Consider the following 19917-nt stretch of genomic DNA (forward strand, 5'->3'; position numbering starts at 1 on the left):
GCTACATTATACAAATTTTGAGCGGAAGACGGGATTCGAACCCGCGACATTCAACTTGGAAGGCTGATGCTCTGACCAACTGAGCTACTTCCGCATAATGGGGAGAGCAGGATTCGAACCTGCGAAGGCAAAGCCAACAGATTTACAGTCTGTCCTCGTTAACCAAACTTGAGTATCTCCCCTAATAAGCCGGTGGAGGGATTCGAACCCACGACTCCGAGATTACAAATCACGTGCTCTGACCAACTGAGCTACACCGGCAAATTTAATTTTTTAATATTCCTAATAATGAAAATCAGTACAATACAAATCTATAGAGATTTTTATAAATCTCAAAAAATAAAAAATATTAAAAAATTTTGATATTTTTTATTTTTTTCTTAAAAAGAAATAATAAAAAAACACCAATAGATATAACAATATCTGATATATTAAAAATTGGTTTAAAAAATTGAAAATTATAATTTCCAAAAATTGGAATCCAGTCAGGAATATTAATATCTATTATAGGAAAATAAAACATATCTACTACACAACCTTCCATAAAAGAAGCATATCCATTTTCATTTCCAAAAATAATAGAAAAAGGTGAATTTATTTTAGATATACCAAAATAAGGGATCCATTTATGATATTCTTTACTATAAATTGTTCCTGAATTAAATAATAATCCATATAAAGCACTATCTAAAAAATTTCCTAAAGCCCCTGATAAAATTAAACTAATAGGAATAGTTAAATAATTAGTAAATCCTCTTTTTACACTTTTATAAAGAAATATAAATATAAAAAAAACTAAAAAAAAACGAAGTATACTTAATATTATTTTTCCATAATATCCTTGTCCTAGATAAATACCATATGCCATACCAGGATTTTCAACAAATAAAATCCAAAAATAAGGAAATATTAATATTCCATCACCTAATTTAAAGTGACTTTTAATATAAATTTTTAAAATTTGATCTATTAATAAAATAGAAATAATAATTAAAAAAAATTTTTTCAAAAAAAATAAAATTTATTTTCTTTTTTTATTTATCCTTTTTTCTTCAATAGGAAGTGTATGTAATAACGATAAAACGTTCTTTTTAAATTAATCTTGTATAGATTCCATAATCTTTATTTTATCTATATTTAAACTTTAAATATTACAAAATTTTATAATTTTTTGACTAAAAGTTTTAGACACTTATTGAAAAGCTTTAAAAGTAAAAAAAAGTATCGTATGTTCCATTATTTTGATTATTAAAATTCTTTAAATAAATACTTTTTTTATTTTTCCAATTTTTTATCTTTATATTAATTTTTTCTTTGCATTTGTTGTTTTTTTTATTCAATTTTTTTAATCTGTATATATAATATTTTTTCATATAAATATACTTTCATTCCTTCTTCCTTTTTTTGAAAAAAAATATCTGTAGCAAGAGTTTCTTGACAAATAAAATTTATATTATTTTGTATAATAAATTGTATTTTGTTATCATTAGGATTTATATGTATACATATTTTTTCAATAACATCATAATCACGTTTTTTTCTTAATATTTGTATATTTCTAATTAACTCTCTTATAAATCCTTCTTCCCAAAGTTTATCTGTAATATTTAAATCTAATGCTATTGTTAATTCATCATCAGATAAAATAGACCAATTTTTAATATACTCCGTAGTAATTTTAACATCTTTTAAAAAAAGTACAATTTTTTCTTTATGTAAATGAAAAATTAATTTTTTATTTTTTTCTATTTTTAAAATATCTTCTTGAGTAAATTTATTTATTAATTTAGAAATTTTTTGAATTTTTTTTCCAAACCTTGGTCCTAAAGATTGATAATTTGGTTTAATATGTTTTATTAATTCTAAATTTTTATAAGAATAAGGAAATTCTACTTCTTTAATATTTGCTTCTTTTAATATAATTTCATATGTTTTTTTTAATTGAGAATAAATTTTTTCATTTTTAGAAAATAAAATAAGTATTTTCTGTAAAGGTTGACGAATTTTTATTTTATTTTTTTTTCTAATAGAAAAAATCATTCCAACTATTTTTTTAATTAAAAACATTTTTTTTTCTAATACTTTATTAATAAAATCTACATTACAGTTAGGAAAATTACTTAAATGAATACTTTTATACTTTTCTTTTTTAGTAATAGAATTTAAATCTAAATATATCTTTTCTGAAAAAAATGGAATAATAGGAGAAGCTAATTTAATTACGGAAATTAAACATTTATAAAGAATTTGATATGCAGATATTTTATTTTTTGTATATTCATTTTTCCAAAATCTTCTACGACATAATCTTACATACCAATTACTCAATTTTTCTAATACAAAACACGAAATAAAACGAGCAACTTTAGTTGGATTATAATTTGCATAAGATTCATCTGTTTTTTGAATAAGTGTATTTAATTCAGAAAGAATCCATAAATCTAATTCTGTATAATCTTCTTTTGAAGATTCTTCTTCTTTATAAGAAAAACCATCTATATTAGCATATAAAACAAAAAAAGAATAAATATTATAAAATGTTACAAAAAATTTATTAATTATAATATTAATACCTTCTATATTAAATTTTAAATTTTCCCAAGGTTCAGAATTAAATATAATATACCATCGTATTGCATCAGGACCATAATTATTTATTAAATCAAAAGGATTTATTGTATTCCCTTTACTTTTAGACATTTTTCTTCCATTCTTATCTAATATTAAACCAGTAGATATAACATTTTTATATGCTATAGAATTAAATAAAACACTACTAATAGTATGCAAAGTAAAAAACCATCCTCTTATTTGATCAATTCCTTCTGAAATAAAATCAGCAGGAAATAATAAATTATGATCTACATATTCTTTATTTTCAAATGGATAATGTAATTGTGCATATGGCATAGCCCCAGAATCAAACCAAACATCTATTAAATCAGGTTCTCTTTTCATAGGTTTTTCTTTAGAAGAAACTAATATAATTTTATCTAAAATATGTTTATGCAAATCTATTTTATTATAATTATCATCACTCATATCATCTAATACAAAATCTTGAAATATATTATAAGACATAAATCCATATTTAATAGATTTCTTAATTTCTAAAATTAGTTCTTTAATAGAACCTATAACCTTAATTTCATCTTCTTCTTTAGTAATCCAGATAGGTAAAGGAGTACCCCAATATCTAGAACGTGATAAATTCCAATCTTTTATATTTTTTAACCAAGAATCAAAACGTTTTTTACCTATAAAATTAGGAAACCATTTAATTTTTTGATTTAAAGAAACTATTTTATTTTTTTTATCTGTAATCCTTATAAACCAAGAATTTAAAGGATAATAAAGTATTGGTTTTTCTGTTCTCCAACAATGTGGATAAAAATGATAACATTTTTCTATTCTAAATATTTTTTTTTCTTTTTCTAAAAAAAAAACAATTTCTTCATCAACTAAAAAAGTATTTTTTTTATTTTTACTAAAATTTTTATTCACATATTTTCCTCCAAATCCATAAGGTAAAGAATCTAAAAATTTTCCTTGAAAATCTACTAAAGGAACAGGTTTATTTTTTTCATTTAATATTAACATTGGAGGAATATTATATTTTTTAGCTACCATAAAATCTTCTATTCCAAATGTAGGAGATATATGTACTATACCTGTTCCTTCTTCCACATTTACAAAATCTCCTTCCACAATTTGAAAAGCATTATCTACATTATAATAAGGTTTAAACCAAGGTAATAATTGTTCATATTTACTATATAATAATGCTTTACCTTTAAATTTTTTTATTATGAAATATGGAATTTTATTACTTTTTTTATCCAAATAAAATTTAGAAATATCTGAAACAAAATAATATTTACTTGATAATAATACCTTATGAATCAATTTTTCAGAAAAAATAATATTTTCTTTTAAAGAAGTATGAATATCATATGTTTTTACTAAAATATAATCTATATCATTTCCAACAGCTAATGCTGTATTTGAAGGTAAAGTCCAAGGTGTAGTTGTCCATGATATAAAATATATATCATCTAAAACGTTTTGTAATACTTTTGGTAAAGTTTTTTTTATTGCCTTAAATTTTAAAAAAGGAGATATTTGTTTTACTTTTTTATAAGATCCAGGCATATTTAATTCATGATAACTTAATCCTGTACCTGCTGCAGGAGAATAAGGTTGAACTGTAAATCCTTTATAAAGAAAATTTTTACAATACATATTTTTTATTAACCACCATACACTTTCTATATATTTAGAAGTATAAGTTATAAAAGGATTATCTAAATCTATCCAATATCCTATTTTATCTGTAAAAGAATACCATTCTTTTAAAGAATCCTTAACAAAATTTTCACAAATTGTATTATATTTTTCTACACTTATTTTTTTACCTATATCATTTTTAGTAATATTAATTTTTTTTTCTACATTAATTTCAACCGGTAATCCATGAACATCCCATCCTGCTTTTCTAAATACTTTTTTTCCTTTCATTGTTTGATATCTACAAAAAATATCCTTAATAGTTCTAGACAAGATATGATGAATTCCAGGACTACCATTTAAAGATGGAGGCCCTTCATATAAAACATATGAATATGATAATTTCGTAAAATTATTTAAACTTTTTTTTAAAATCTTATGTTTTTTCCAATATTGAGATATTTCTATGGTTATCTTATTAAGATCCAATTTTTTATATTCTCTAAATATTTTTGACATAAGGTTTTTATTTTAATAATTAAAAATCTTCTATTTTACTATAAATAATTTTATTTATGAATAAAAACGATCATTCTTTTTGTAAAAAAAAAGAAGAAACACCATTAATTAAGCAATATAACAATATAAAAACTAAATATCCAGATACTATTTTATTATTCCAAGTTGGAGATTTTTATGAAACTTTTGGAGATGATGCTGTAAAATGTTCAAAAACGTTAAATATTGTTTTAACAAAAAGATCCAATATCCAACTATCTGGATTTCCCTTTCATTCTTTAAATACTTATTTACCTAAATTAATACGTTCTGGATTCCGTGTTGCTATTTGTAATCAATTAGAAGAACCAAAAAAAGAAAAAAATATTGTAAAAAGAGGAGTAATAGAACTTGTTACTCCAGGAATAGCTATAGATGAAAGTATTTTACAAACTAAGTCAAATAATTTTTTAGCTTCTATTCATATAAATGAAAAATATTTTGGATTAAGTTTTTTAGATATATCTACTGGAGATTTTTTTATAACAGAAGATGAAAATCATAATATATTACAATATATAACTCATTTTAAACCAAGCGAAATTATTTTTCAAAAAAATAAAAAAATGTTTTTTGAAAAACTATTAAAAAATAAATATTATACATTTTTAATGGAAGATTGTATATTTGATTATTCATTTGCATATGAAAAATTAACATCTCATTTTAAAACAAATTCTTTGAAAGGATTTGGAATAGATGATTTAAAATTAGGAATTATTTCTTCTGGGGCAATATTATCTTATTTACATAATACACATCATTTTAAAATAAAACATATTTCTAATATAAAAAAAATAAATAAAGAGGAATCTATGTGGATAGATGACTTTACATTCCGTAATTTAGAAATATTACATCCTTTAAATAAAGAAGGAGTTTCTTTAATAAATATTTTAGATCATACTATCACTCCTATGGGAGGACGATTATTAAAAAATTGGATATTATTTCCTTTAATAAATATTGATCATATAAAAAAACGTCATCAAATAGTAAAAGAATTATGTTATAATAATTATATACAAAGATATATAAAAGATAAATTAAAAAATATTCATGATATAGAAAGAATAATATCTAAAATAGCTTTAGGAAAAATTTCTCCTAGAGAAATATATACATTACACAAATCTATTTTAGCTATTAATATGATACAAAATAAATTTTTATCTCAACAATCTGAAATACTTAAAAATATTGGAAAATCTTTTCAAGATTGTAATTTTATATCTAAAAAAATTATTAATACTATACAAAATAATCCTCCAAATCAAATTGAAAAAGGAAAAGGAAATGTTATAATAAAAGGATTTTCTAAAGAATTAGATGATATTCGTCATCTATATTTTTCACAAAAAAAATATTTAGAAAAACTTTGTTCAATAGAACAATTAAATACTGGAATTTCCAATTTAAAAATTGGATACAATAATATATTTGGATATTTTTTTGAGGTAAAAATTACAAAAAAAAACAAAGTTCCTTCTCATTGGATACAGAAACAAACATTAATAAATTCTGAAAGATATATTACAGAGGAGCTTAAAAATTATGAATTAAAAATTTTAAATGCGGAACAAAAAATTTTTTTTCTAGAAAAAGAAATATTTAATAATTTAATTAATCAAATTGTAGAAGAAATAAAATATTTGCAAAAAAATGCAAAAATAATTGCTAAAATAGATGTTTTATATTCTTTTTCTAAGATAGCGTTAGAAAATAATTATGTAAAACCAATAATAAATCAATCTTTTGAATTTTCTATAAAAAAAGGTAGACATCCTGTTATAGAAAAACAATTCATATCTAAAGTATCCTATATTCCTAATGATATTACACTAAACAAACTTCATCAACAAATTATTATTATTACAGGACCAAATATGTCTGGAAAATCTGCTATTTTACGTCAAACAGCTATTATTATATTAATGGCTCATATTGGTAGTTTTGTTCCTGCTAAATATGCAGAAATAGGATTAATAGATAAAATATTTAGTAGAGTTGGAGCATCTGATAATATTTCTCTAGGAGAATCTACTTTTATGGTAGAAATGAATGAAACAGCAAATATATTAAATAATATAACTGAAAGAAGTATTCTAATTTTAGATGAAATAGGTAGAGGGACAAGTACATATGATGGAGTTGCAATAGCTAAATCTATAGTTGAATATTTACATGAAAATAAATTACGTCCTTTAACTTTATTTGCTACTCATTATCGTGAATTAAATAAAATGAATCTTTTCTTAAAAAGAGTAAAAAATTATCATGTTTCTGTAAAAAAAATAAATGATAATATTGTTTTCATGAGAAAATTATTAATTGGAGAAACTAATCATAGTTTTGGTATTCATGTAGCAAAAATATCTGGTATGCCTATAAAAATTATTTATAGAGCAAAAGAAATATTAAAAATATTAAATAAAAAAAATTCAATAACTATAAAAAATAAGGAAAATGTTTTATTTTTATTAAATAAAATATCCTATTCTTTAAAAAAAATATATAATGTTTATTCTTTACCTATTAAAGATATATTTAATACAATTGAAAAAATTAAAAAATTATTAAAATAATTATAATAATAATTTTTTTATATATAAAAGTGTTTTTAAATTGAGTTATTATTTCATTTGCGAGAATAGCTCAGTAGGAAGAGCACGACCTTGCCAAGGTCGGGGCCACGGGTTCAAATCCCGTTTCTCGCTCTATAACACCCGGGTGGTGGAACTGGTAGACACACAGGACTTAAAATCCTGTGATCATTACGATCGTACGGGTTCAAATCCCGTTCCGGGTACTTATATTTATTATTTACAATTAAAATAATTAGGAGTTTCTTTTGTTATATTCACACTATGTGGATGATTTTCTTTTAGACCTGAATTAGTTATTCTTACAAATTTTCCTGTTTTTGTTAACTCTGTAATATTAGAAACTCCACAATACCCCATTCCAGAACGCAATCCTCCACAAATTTGATAAATAACATCTTTTATTTTTCCTTTATATGGTACTATAGCTTCTATTCCTTCTGGAACAGATTTTTCGTTAAATTGAAAATATCTATCTTTACTTCCTCTTTTCATAGCAATTAAAGAACCCATACCTACATAAGTTTTAAATTTTCTTCCTTGAAAAATAACTTCTTCTCCAGGAGCTTCATCTGTACCAGCAAATAAACTTCCAATCATAACAGAACTAGCTCCAGCAGCTATGGCTTTTACTACATCTCCTGAATGTCTAATTCCTCCATCAGATACAACATGTACATTTCTTTTTTTTGCATATTCATAAACATCATTTATAGCTGTTATTTGAGGCATTCCTACTCCAGCTATTACTCTCGTTGTACAAATAGAACCAGATCCTATTCCTACTTTTAATATTGTTGATCCTGCATCTATCAAATCTTTAGCTCCTTGTTTTGTAACTACATTTCCGGCTAATAATACAGTTTCTGGAAAAGTATGACGAATTGATTTTATTATTTTTAAAATAACAGAAGAGTGACCATGTGCAGAATCTATAGTTATAAGATCTACTCCTACTTTAACTAAAGATTCTACTCTTTCTAAAATTTTTTTATCTATTCCTACGGCTGCACCTACACGAAGACGTCCTCTAGAATCTTTACATGCATTAGGATATGCAATTAAATTGTCTATATCTCTAATAGTAATTAATCCTACTAATTTATTATAGTTATCTACAATAGGTAATTTTTCTATTCTTTCCTTTAATAAAATATTTTTTGCTTCTTCTAAAGTTATATTTCTTTTAGAAGTTACCAATTTTTCTTTTGTCATTACTTCTTCTACTAAAGAATCTAAATCTATACGATATTTTATATCTCTTTTAGTAATAATTCCTAATAATATATTATTTTTTTCTACTACAGGTAATCCTGATATTTTATATTTATTCATAAGAGATTGTGCATATCTAAGTGTAGAATTTTTAGAAAGAGTAATAGGATCATCTATCATTCCACTTTCACTTCTTTTTACTCTATAAACTTCTTCAGATTGATTTTTTATATTCATATTTTTATGTATAATACCAATGCCTCCTTCTCTTGCTATAGATATAGCTAAAGAAGATTCTGTTACTGTATCCATAGCTGCACTTAATATAGGTATATTGAGAGTTATATCAAGTGTTAAAGATGTTTTAATAGATACTTCTGATGGAAGAATTGAAGAATAAGAAGGAACAAGTAAAACATCATCAAAAGTTAAAGCTTCTTTTAAAATCTTTTTATTTAAAGACATAATTTTTTATTTATAATTTCGTACTATATAAAATATAAAACGTAATATATAATATTCTTATTTTCAAACTACAAGGAAAAACTAAAATTTAGTTACATTATATTTATTTTATATAAAAAAAAATACAAATAATGATATATTTTTTCATTCCAAATTTTTATATAAATTTGTCCAGAATATGTAATAATTGAAATACTATTGATTATGATGAAAAAATTAAGAATTACTGTTACTACGATCCTGTTAGCAATATTTTTGTTTACTATAAGTTGTAACAATAAAAATAAGAACGAAAGTAACTCTACTACAACAGAAGAGGAAAAAACAGCTAATAATAGTGAAAATCAAACAGATTCTGCATCTACAACTACTCCTCCTACAACTTCTGAGGAATCCTCAAAAAGTAATAATAATGAGGATAATAGTTCCACAACTGAAAAAGAAAAAGAAAAAGTAACTGCTGAAGAAAACGAAAAAGGTAACAAATAATTAATTAAAAAAAAAGCAAAAAAGAGATATTTTATCTCTTTTTTGCTTTTTTAACTTTTAACTCTAGCTTTTTTTCCTTTTAATAATCTAAAATAATAAATTTTAGATCTACGAACTTTTCCTTTTTTATTTATATCTATTTTTTGTATATTTGGTTGATTCAAAATAAATATACGTTCTACACCTATTCCTCCACTTATTTTTCTGACAGTAAACGTTTTAGTTAATCCTTTACCTTGTTTTTTTATAACTATTCCTTTAAAAGATTGAATTCTTTTTTTTTCTCCTTCTTTAATCTCAAAAAAAACAGTAATTGTATCTCCAGAATTAAACAATGGAAAATTTTTTTTTATAAAAAATTTTTCTTCTACGTATTTAATAATATTATGTGACATAAATTAAAAATAATTTTTTATTTCATATACAATTTTTTTCGCTAAAAAATCAGCTCTTTTTTTAGAACAACTTTCTGTATGTATTCTAATAAAATTCTCAGTATTTGATTTTCTTATATGTATCCATTCATTATTTAATAAATCAATTTTAATACCATCACTAAAATCAATTTTTTTACCTTTATATTTATTTTTAATATTTTTTAAAAATTTTTCTTTATTAAAAGAATATTTAATCTTCTTTTTTGACATAAAAAAATTAGAATATTTTTTTTTTAATTCAAATAATGAAATTTTAGAAAGCTTAACTATTTGAGTTAAAAATATAGCTATTCCAACTAAAGCATCTCTTCCATAACGTAATTTTGGATAAATAATCCCTCCATTTCCTTCTCCTCCAACAACCGCATTTACTTCCTTCATCTTTTTTATAACATGAGATTCTCCAACAGGAGTTTGATAAAAAGTAGCACCTTTTTTTATAGAAATATCTTTTAAAGTATGAGAAGAAGATAAAGTAGAAACAACAGGCCCTATTTCTTTATCTAATATATAATCAGCTATAGATACTAAAGTATATTCTTCTCCAAAAAAATCTCCATTTTCACAAATAAAAACTACTCTATCTACATCAGGATCTACAGATATTCCTAAATTAGCTTTTACTTTTGGTACTTTTTTACAAATTTCTACTAAATTTTTTTCAATAGGTTCAGGATTATGTATAAATTCCCTATTAGGATTACAATGCATTTTTATAACATGAACTCCTAAATGTTTTAAAAGAAGTGGAACAGCTATACCTCCTGTAGAATTAATACCATCAACTACAATTTTTAATTTAGCTTTTTTAATAATGTTTTTTTCTATAATAGGTAATGAAAGAATTTTTTCTATATGTTTTTTAACATAATTTTTTTTATGAAAAAGATTACCTAATTTTTTATAAGAAGAAAATTTATAATTTTCTTTTTCCATTATAGTAAATAATTTTTTTGAATCCTTTTCAGATAAAAATTCTCCATATGAATTAAATATTTTTAATCCATTCCAATTTTTTGGATTATGACTAGCTGTTAACATAACACCACCATCTGCTTTTTCATTTATAACAGCTATACCAACAGTAGGAGTTGTAGATAAACCTATGTTTATAACATCTACTCCAAGACTTTGAAAAATAATTATTAATAATTTTTGAAATAAAGCAGAAGTTACTCTACCATCTCTTCCTAAAACTACTAAATATTTTTTTTTTATTTTATATTTTTTTTTCATCCAAGAAACATATCCTGTAGAAAATTTAATGATCTCTATAGGAGAAAATCCTGTTCCTACTTTATTTCCTAAAGTACCTCTTATTCCGGATGAAGATTTAATAAGTATCAAAAATAAATTAAATTTTTCTGTTCACTAAAAAAAATAAAAATACAAAATTTAATTCTTAACTTTATTCAAAATTTATAACTTCTAAAGTTTCCATTTTATTAAAAACAAATAAAACAGAAAAAAATATTGTTAAAAAACAAATAAAAATAATTACTAAATTAATAATTAAAATATACCAAATTTGAAAATAAATTGGAACAAAATCTATAAAATAATGTATTTTATTTAATGATATAATATGAAATTTTTTTTGTATTATTAATAATCCTATACTAATACTATTTCCTATAAGTAATGAAGGAATAAATATTTTTATAACATAAAAAAAAAATATTTTATATATAACCTTATTTTTAGCTCCTAATATTTTTAAAATACCAATAGTTTTGATTCTTTCTAAAATAAGAATTAAAATAAATGCGATTATATTTACAATTAAAGCAAAAAATATAATAATAATAATAATAAAAATATTTATATTAAAAATTTTTAACCATTTAAAATATTTATTATTATATCTATTTTCAATTTTTTTAACAAAAAAATTAGGAAAAAATTTTTTAATTTTTTTTTCTATTATTTTTAAATTAAAATAAGATAAAGAAGATAAAAAAATTTCAATTTTTTCAGAAAAAAATTCCTTCCAACCAAAAATATGTTGAATAGATTTTATATTTCCAATAATATATATATTATCAAATGTAGGAAAACCAGTTTCATATATTCCAGAAACTTTAAATTTTTTAGAAATAAGTGATCCATTTTTAGGATAAAAAAAATAAATTTTTATATAAGATCCTATATTTAATCCTAATAATGAAGATATTTTTTTGGATAAAAGAATATTATCATTACATAAATAACTTTTTTTTTCACTACAAAACTTTCCTTTTATAATAAAATATTTAAAAAATATAGGATTATAATCTTCATAAACACCTTTAAATAAATATTTTTCTATTTTATTATTTGTGCATATAATTACATTTTTTTCAGAAATTCCATGAATTTGAATATAATTAGAAATCAAAAATTTTTTTTCTATATGAGATAAAAAAAAAGGTTTTTTTGATTTTTTCATTATCAAAATATGACCTATTACATTTGTAAATTTTTTTTTTATAATTTCTTTAAATCCAAATCCAACAGATAAAGTTAAAATAGTTATAACTAAACTAAAAATTATTGTTAATTGTATAATTATAACTATTGTTCTAAGAGAACTATTTTTAACACAATCTTTATCAACTGTTTTTTTAGAAAAAAACCATTCAAAATTCAATACATTTTATTTTATGTATTAAATTCACCAAAAAAATCATCATTTAAATCTATTTTATTATATTTTGATAATATATTATTTTCATTATTAAGAATATTTTTTTTATAGTCTTCTTCCCAAAGAAATGGAATTTGTTTTTTTTCTTCTAAATTAGAAAATTTAACTTGATCACTTATAAATTTTAAACGAAATTTATCTAATCCTCCATTTCTATGTTTTGCTATTATTATCTCAGCTTCACCTATACAAGAAGAATTAGAATCATTATCATAATCCCAAGTTTTAAATCCATAATATTCAGGTCTATATATAAATAATACAATATCTGCATCTTGTTCAATAGCTCCAGATTCTCTCAAATCAGATAATAAAGGTCGTTTACTACCACCTCTTGTTTCCACTGCTCTAGAAAGTTGTGATAAAGCTATTATAGGAATATCAAGTTCTTTAGCTATAGATTTCAAACTTCTAGATATTATTGATATTTCTTGTTCTCTATTTTGTAATTTAAACCCATATCCATGATCATGTATTCCCATTAATTGCATATAATCTATTAATATTAATTTTATCCCATGTTGGGATATTAAACGACGACATTTTGCTCGCAAATTAAATATAGATAAAGAAGGAGTATCATCTATAAATAATGGAGCATCTTTCAAATTTTTAGTTTTATGATTTAAAGATTCCCAATCTAAATTAGATAAACTTGCTCTTTTAATTTTTTCTGAAGAAATACCAGTTTCTGATGAAATTAATCGTGTAATCAATTGAACAGAAGACATTTCTAATGAAAAAATAATAACAGGAATTTTTTGTTTTATTACAATATTTTTAACCATTGATAACATAAAAGTTGTTTTTCCCATTCCAGGTCTAGAAGCTATTATAATTAAATCTGAATTTTGCCATCCAGAAGTAATATGATCTAGTTTATAAAATCCTGAGGAAATTCCACTTAATCCTTCTTTTTTTGTTTTTTTTATTTTTTCAATAGCTTTATTTACAATATATTGAGTAGTTTCATATTTTTTTGTTGTTAAATATTTATGGTTTATTTCAAAAAGTTTTGATTCTGCATAATCTAAAAGATCAAAAACATCTATGTTTTCTTCATAACATTTTTTAATAATATCAGAAGATATACTAATTAATTTTCTTAAAAAAAATTTTTGCAACACTATACGACTATGATACTCTATATGTGCAGAAGAAATAACTTTTTGTGTTAATTCTATCAAATACAATTCCCCACCTGATAATTTTAATTTATCATTTATACGAAGTTCATTTAAAACAGTATATAAATCTACTGGTTTAGAATTATGATATAATTTTTGTATTGATTTAAATATTTCTTGATGCTCTTTTTTATAAAAAACTTCAGGAAAAAGTATATCAATAATTTCATCTAATCCTTTTCTATCTATTAAAATAGATCCTATTATAGCTTCTTCCAAATCTAATGCTTGAGGTGGTATTTTCCCTTTTTTAATTTTGTAATTATTTTCTATATTTTGTTCAATACGGTTCATTTTACTCATATTTTCATAAAAAAATTATCCTTCATTAAAAGAACCTATAGAAATATATTTATTTTTTCTATTTTTAATAATTGATTTCACATCAATAGTATATAATTCTTTATAATGTTTCATTATTTGCTTTTTTACAAGCTTAAAAGCTTTTTCTGGACAAAAATGAGCTCCACCTAAAGGTTCTTTAATTATATTATCTATAAGATCTAATTTATACATATCTTCTGCGGTTAATTTTAATGCTTCTGCTGATTCTTCTTTTTTATCCCAATTTCCCCAAAGTATAGTAGAACAACTTTCAGGTGAAATAACAGAATACCAAGAATTTTCCATCATAGAAATTTTGTCTCCTATTCCAATTCCTAAAGCTCCTCCACTTGCTCCTTCTCCAATAATTAATACAATAATAGGAACTTTTAAACACATAATTTCATAAATATTTTTTCCAATTGCTTCCCCTTGACCTCTTTTTTCTGCTTCTATTCCAGGAAAAGCTCCTGGAGTATCAATAAAAGTAACAATAGGTTTACGAAATTTTTCTGATAACTTCATCAATCTCAAAGCTTTCCTATATCCTTCTGGATTAGGCATACCAAATCTTCTATATTGTCTATCTTTAGTGTTTCTTCCTTTTTGAGTTCCTATTAACATAAAAGTAACATCTTCTATTTTTCCAAAACCACCTACTATAGCTTTATCATCTCCAAAATAACGATCTCCATGTAATTCTATAAAAGAATCTTTTTTTGTTATATATTGTATATAATCTAAAGTATAAGGTCTATTTGGATGTCTAGATAATTGTACTCTTTGCCAAGGAGTTAAATTATTATGTACTTTTTTAATAGTTTCTTTTAATTTATATTTTAATTGATTACAAACTTCCTTCATATTCACTCCACTTTTTTTTTCTATAAGAAGACAATTAATATATTGATCTTGAATTTCTTGTATAGGTTTTTCAAAATCTAAGTATTCCATAAAAATAATTAAGAAAAAATTAATTAAATGAACAAATATATTCTTTATTCATAAAAGAAATATATTCAGTAGATATTCCTTTTGGACATTCTATTTCACATACCTTAGTATTAGTACAACTTCCAAAACCTTCTTCATCCATTTTATTTACCATATTCAATACTCTTTCTTTTTTTTCTATTTTTCCTTGAGGTAACAAGGCTAGTTGTGATACTTTTGCTGCAACAAATAACATAGCAGATCTATTTTTACATGCTGCTACACATGCTCCGCATCCAATACATGCAGCTGCATCAAAAGCTTTTTCAGCTTTATTTTTTGAAATAGGAATCATATTTCCATCTACAGTTTTTCCAAATGTATTTACAGAAATAAAACCTCCAGACATAATAATTCTATCAAAAGAAGATCTATCTACAATGAGATCCTTAATTATAGGAAAAGGTTTAGCTCTCCAAGGTTCAACATATATAGTTTCTCCATTTTTAAAAGAACGCATATGTAATTGACAAGTAGTTATTAAATTATCTGGTCCATGAGCTCTTCCATTTATATATAAAGAACACATTCCACAAATACCTTCACGACAATCATGATCAAATGATATAGGATAATCTTTTTGATCAGATATAATATTATTATTTAATATATCTAACATTTCTAAAAAAGAACTATTTGGAGATATATTATGAATTTTATAAGTATAAAAATTACCTTTTTCTTTATTATTTTTTTGTCTCCATATTTTTAATTTAAAATTGAGAAATTTTTTCATAAAATTATGTTCTTATTTATAAGAACGTGTTTGAATTTTAACAAAATTAAAATTTAAATTTTCTTTATGCATGATTTCATCACTAATAGATTTATTTTCTAAATGTTCCCATACAGAAACATATTTATAATGAACATCGTTACGAAGAGCTTCTCCTTCTATTGTTTGATATTCTTCTCTAAAATGACTTCCACAAGATTCTTTTCTATTTAATGCATCCATAGCTATTAATTCTCCTAATTCTAAAAAATCGGCTATACGTCCAGCTTTTTCTAATTCAGAATTCAATTCATATTCATTATTTCCAGGTATAAATACATTTTTCCAAAATTCTTCACGAAGTTCTTGTATATTTTTTATAGCTTTAGATAAACCTTTATAATTCCTACTCATTCCTACATATTCCCACATGATATTTCCAAGTTTTTTATGAAAAAAATCAACAGGTATGTTTCCATTATTTTGAATAAATTTTTTAATTCTATCCTTTACATCTTTTTCTGATTTATTAAAATTTTTATGTTTAATAGTTATTTTATCATTATAATAATTGATATATTTAGATAAATAATCCGCAATAGTATATGGTAAAATAAAATAACCGTCAGCTAATCCCTGCATTAGTGCAGAAGCACCAAGTCTATTAGCTCCATGATCTGAAAAATTAGCTTCTCCTATAACAAAACAACCAGGTATAGAAGACATTAAATTATAATCAACCCATAATCCTCCCATTGTATAATGTACTGCAGGATAAATTTTCATAGGATTTTTATAAGGATTTTGATTCGTTATTTTTTCATACATATGAAATAAATTACCATATTTAGATTCTATGATTTTTTCTCCTAATTTTATTTTTTTTGAAGTACTAATTTTTTTTATTCCAAGTTCATTTGCTTTTTCATTTCCATATTTCTCTATAGAATAATAAAAATCTAAAAAAACACCTTCTTTTGTTTCATTATCTTCGATTCCTAATCCTTTATCACAACGTTCTTTAGCAGCTCTAGAAGCTACATCTCTTGGTACAAGATTACCAAAAGAAGGATACCTTCTTTCTAAATAATAATCTCTTTCTTCTTCTTTTATATCTTTAGATGTTTTATTTCCATTTCGTATAGCAATAGCATCTTCTAATTTTTTAGGAACCCATATTCTTCCATCATTTCTTAATGATTCTGACATTAAAGTCAATTTAGATTGATAACTTCCATGTACTGGAATACAAGTAGGATGTATTTGTGTATAACAAGGATTAGCAAAAAATCCACCTTTTTTATGAACTTTCCATATAGCACTAGAATTAGATCCCATAGCATTAGTAGATAAAAAAAATACATTACCATAACCACCAGATGCTATAACTACTGCATGTGCTATATGTTTTTCTATTTCTCCAGAAATTAAATTTCTGGAAATTATTCCTCTAGCTACATTTTCTATAACTACTAAATCAAGCATTTCATGACGATTATACATTTTTATTCTTCCTTTACTTATTTGTCTACACATAGAAGAATAACAAGCTAATAAAAGTTGTTGACCTGTTTGTCCTTTAGCATAAAAAGTTCTAGAAACTTTTGTTCCACCAAAGGATCTAGTTTCTAAATATCCAGCATAATCTCTAGCAAATGGAACACCTTGAGCTACACATTGATCTATAATATTTGAAGACATTTCTGCTAAACGATAAACATTAGCTTCTCTAGATCTATAATCTCCACCTTTAATTGTATCATAAAAAAGTTGATAAATAGAATCATTATCCCCTTTATAATTTTTAGAGGCATTAATACCACCTTGAGCGGCTACAGAATGAGCTCTCCTAGGAGAATCTTGATAACAAAAAACTTTAACTTTATATCCTAATTCAGATAAAGATGCGGATGCGGATGCTCCAGCTAATCCGGTACCTACAACAATAATTTCTAGATTAGATCTATTATTAGGTGATACTAATTTTAAAGTAGATTTATGATCATTCCATTTATTGTTTAATGCCCCTTCTGGAATTTTTGAATTAAATTTTAAATAATTTTTAATCATTATAAAAATATCAATTACCATTGAAAAAAAACCAAATCGCAATAATAGAAAAACCAGAACAAATAAACCAAAAATAAAAAAATCCAAATTTTTTTATCCAAAAAAATCTTTTTTTATTAGATAATCCTAAAGATTGAAAAGAGGATTGAAATCCATGATTTAAATGGATGCCCAAAATAAAAAAAGAAAATATGTATATCAATGTATATAAAGGATTTTTAAATAAAGAAACAACTAAATTATAGTACGATAAATTATGATTAGAATATTTCATAGGAATCATGAAATTTATCAAATGTAAAATTAAAAAACAAAAAATTAAAATACCTGTATATATCATGCTACGACTACTAAATGATGATATATTATTATTTTTTGCATAATGAACAGATCCTTTTATTTTTTTATTATATAAATGCAATTTAATTCCAAATAAAATATGAAATATAAATCCTATAGCTAGGATATATTCCATTATTTTAATGAAAAAATTATTCTTCATAAAAGAAACTGCTTCGTTAAAAGTTTTTTCTCCTGAAAAAAGAAATAAATTAACACTTAAATGCAATAACAAAAAAATCATTAGAAAAATACCTGTTGTAGCCATTACTACTTTCTTTCCAATAGAAGATTGAAAAAAATTATAGCGATTCACTGATAGAATTGATAAAATTATTTTCAAATTAATATATTTGTAGTTAACAATTTCTAATTTTTTGCAATGCTCTTACAAACAAATCTATATCTTTTTTTTCATTAAAAATACTAAAAGAAACTCTTATAGGCATCATTTTTTTTAAAAATGATTCTTTTGTAATATATTGAATAACGTGAGATACTTTTTTTGCATCACTATTACAAGAGTTACCTTTTGAGACTGCTACACCCATTAAATCTAAATGAAAATATAATAAATGATCTATTTTTTTTATAGGATATAAAAAATTTAATATAGAAGGAATACTTTTATTAGAATCAAAGGATAACCCATTGAAAATAATATTTGGAATCAAATTTTTCAATTCTGAAATACAATAAAATTTTAAATTATGTATTTTATTCATATGATTTAATAAATTTACACAAGATAGCTGCAATGCTTCTGATAATCCTGCTATACCACATACATTTTCTGTACCAGAACGAATTCCATATTCTTGATTTCCACCTGTAATAATAGATTTTATTTTTTTTTGTATATTTTTTCTAATAAAAACAAAACCTATTCCTTTTGGACCATGAAATTTATGTGCACTAGCACTAGCAAAATCAATAGATAATTTTTTCATATCAATAGGATAATTACCTATAATTTGAATTGTATCTGAATGAAAAAAAGCTCCATATTTTTTACATAAAAAAATAACTTGATTTATTTCTAATAAATTACCAATTTCATTATTAGCATACATTAAACTCACAAGTTTTTTATTGTAGGTATTTTTTTTTAATATTTCTTCCATATGATTCAAATCTATTATACCTTTTTCATTAATATGAATAAAATTTACAGTTACTTTATTATAAGTAGCTAAATCTAGCACTGTTTTAAAAACAGAAGGATGTTCTAATCTAGAAGTTAAAATATGTTTTATTCCTAAATATAATACGGATGTTCTTAATATCATATTATTTGCCTCAGTTCCTCCAGAGGTAAAAATAATTTCAGAAGGATAAGCATTAATATTTTTTGCTATACGGATTCTAGATTCTTCTATAATAGAACGAGCTTCTCTACCATAACTATGTTGTACAGAAGATGGATTTCCAAATGAATGTGTTAATATATCAATCATTACTTTTAAAACTTCTTTTCTTATAGGAGTTGTAGATGCATTATCTAAATATGCTCGTTTCATCAAAATAAAATTTTATATACAAATATATAATGTATTCAAATACTGTTGATTAAAATATTTTTAATAAAATCTCATCTTTAATTTTGTAT

General features: G+C 23.0%; 14 protein-coding genes and 5 tRNA genes. 4 read left to right on the forward strand and 15 right to left on the reverse strand.

Going from position 1 to position 19917, the window contains the following annotated elements:
• Positions 1 to 20 precede the first annotated feature (20 nt).
• The 5 genes from H0H36_RS02330 to ileS form a co-directional block, all read right to left on the reverse strand.
• Positions 21 to 94: transfer RNA gene (locus H0H36_RS02330), tRNA-Gly, on the reverse strand.
• A gap of 4 nt (positions 95 to 98) precedes the next feature.
• A tRNA-Tyr gene (locus H0H36_RS02335) sits at positions 99 to 182 on the reverse strand.
• 5 nt (positions 183 to 187) lie between these two features.
• A tRNA-Thr gene (locus H0H36_RS02340) sits at positions 188 to 261 on the reverse strand.
• An 88-nt stretch (positions 262 to 349) separates the two neighbouring features.
• A complete protein-coding gene (locus H0H36_RS02345; RefSeq protein ID WP_185869487.1) occupies positions 350 to 1009 on the reverse strand; it encodes a lipoprotein signal peptidase in 660 nt (219 codons plus the stop codon).
• A gap of 323 nt (positions 1010 to 1332) precedes the next feature.
• Positions 1333 to 4746, reverse strand: coding sequence for an isoleucine--tRNA ligase (ileS, locus tag H0H36_RS02350; RefSeq protein ID WP_185869488.1), 3414 nt, complete (start codon positions 4744 to 4746; stop codon positions 1333 to 1335).
• A gap of 56 nt (positions 4747 to 4802) precedes the next feature.
• Between ileS and mutS the strand changes: the two genes are divergently transcribed.
• From mutS to H0H36_RS02365, 3 genes are all read left to right on the forward strand, one after another.
• Positions 4803 to 7370 carry a DNA mismatch repair protein MutS gene (gene mutS / locus H0H36_RS02355; RefSeq protein ID WP_185869489.1) on the forward strand — a complete coding sequence of 856 codons (2568 nt, stop codon included), beginning with the start codon at positions 4803 to 4805 and terminating at the stop codon, positions 7368 to 7370.
• A gap of 59 nt (positions 7371 to 7429) precedes the next feature.
• Positions 7430 to 7502, forward strand: a tRNA-Gly gene (locus H0H36_RS02360).
• Positions 7503 to 7509: 7 nt separating this feature from the next.
• Positions 7510 to 7594, forward strand: a tRNA-Leu gene (locus H0H36_RS02365).
• Between the two features lie 10 nt (positions 7595 to 7604).
• On the opposite strand, the gene guaB is transcribed toward H0H36_RS02365, so the two are convergent.
• Positions 7605 to 9068: an IMP dehydrogenase gene (guaB, locus tag H0H36_RS02370; protein ID WP_185869490.1), complete on the reverse strand. Its 1464-nt coding sequence runs from the start codon at positions 9066 to 9068 to the stop codon at positions 7605 to 7607.
• 204 nt (positions 9069 to 9272) lie between these two features.
• Here guaB and H0H36_RS02375 point away from each other — a divergent pair, with 204 nt between their 5' ends.
• On the forward strand, positions 9273 to 9557 hold the full coding sequence (locus tag H0H36_RS02375) for a hypothetical protein (protein WP_185869491.1): 285 nt from the start codon (positions 9273 to 9275) through the stop codon (positions 9555 to 9557).
• A 50-nt stretch (positions 9558 to 9607) separates the two neighbouring features.
• On the opposite strand, the gene rplS is transcribed toward H0H36_RS02375, so the two are convergent.
• From rplS to H0H36_RS02420, 9 genes are all read right to left on the reverse strand, one after another.
• On the reverse strand, positions 9608 to 9952 hold the full coding sequence (gene rplS / locus H0H36_RS02380; protein WP_185869492.1) for a 50S ribosomal protein L19: 345 nt from the start codon (positions 9950 to 9952) through the stop codon (positions 9608 to 9610).
• A gap of 3 nt (positions 9953 to 9955) precedes the next feature.
• A complete protein-coding gene (glmM, locus tag H0H36_RS02385) occupies positions 9956 to 11341 on the reverse strand; it encodes a phosphoglucosamine mutase (protein ID WP_185869493.1) in 1386 nt (461 codons plus the stop codon).
• Positions 11342 to 11402: 61 nt separating this feature from the next.
• Entirely contained in the window at positions 11403 to 12623 is a 1221-nt protein-coding gene (locus tag H0H36_RS02390; protein WP_185869494.1) for an ABC transporter permease, read from the reverse strand.
• Positions 12624 to 12634: 11 nt separating this feature from the next.
• A complete protein-coding gene (gene dnaB, locus H0H36_RS02395; RefSeq protein ID WP_185869495.1) occupies positions 12635 to 14170 on the reverse strand; it encodes a replicative DNA helicase in 1536 nt (511 codons plus the stop codon).
• 15 nt (positions 14171 to 14185) lie between these two features.
• Positions 14186 to 15145, reverse strand: a complete 960-nt coding sequence (locus H0H36_RS02400; RefSeq protein ID WP_185869496.1) for an acetyl-CoA carboxylase carboxyltransferase subunit alpha — start codon at positions 15143 to 15145, stop codon at positions 14186 to 14188.
• A 19-nt stretch (positions 15146 to 15164) separates the two neighbouring features.
• Positions 15165 to 15920 (reverse strand): succinate dehydrogenase/fumarate reductase iron-sulfur subunit, encoded by a 756-nt coding sequence (locus H0H36_RS02405; RefSeq protein ID WP_185869497.1) that lies wholly within the window; start codon positions 15918 to 15920, stop codon positions 15165 to 15167.
• A 12-nt stretch (positions 15921 to 15932) separates the two neighbouring features.
• The gene (locus tag H0H36_RS02410) at positions 15933 to 17969 is read right to left on the reverse strand and encodes a fumarate reductase/succinate dehydrogenase flavoprotein subunit (RefSeq protein WP_185869498.1); all 2037 of its coding nucleotides are present in this window, start codon (positions 17967 to 17969) and stop codon (positions 15933 to 15935) included.
• Between the two features lie 10 nt (positions 17970 to 17979).
• Entirely contained in the window at positions 17980 to 18624 is a 645-nt protein-coding gene (locus H0H36_RS02415) for a succinate dehydrogenase cytochrome b subunit (RefSeq protein ID WP_185869499.1), read from the reverse strand.
• A 43-nt stretch (positions 18625 to 18667) separates the two neighbouring features.
• Positions 18668 to 19828, reverse strand: a complete 1161-nt coding sequence (locus tag H0H36_RS02420) for a cysteine desulfurase family protein (RefSeq protein WP_185869500.1) — start codon at positions 19826 to 19828, stop codon at positions 18668 to 18670.
• Positions 19829 to 19917: the final 89 nt, after the last annotated feature.

The organism is Blattabacterium cuenoti, from assembly GCF_014252395.1.
GTDB classification, from domain to species: domain Bacteria; phylum Bacteroidota; class Bacteroidia; order Flavobacteriales; family Blattabacteriaceae; genus Blattabacterium; species Blattabacterium cuenoti_AA.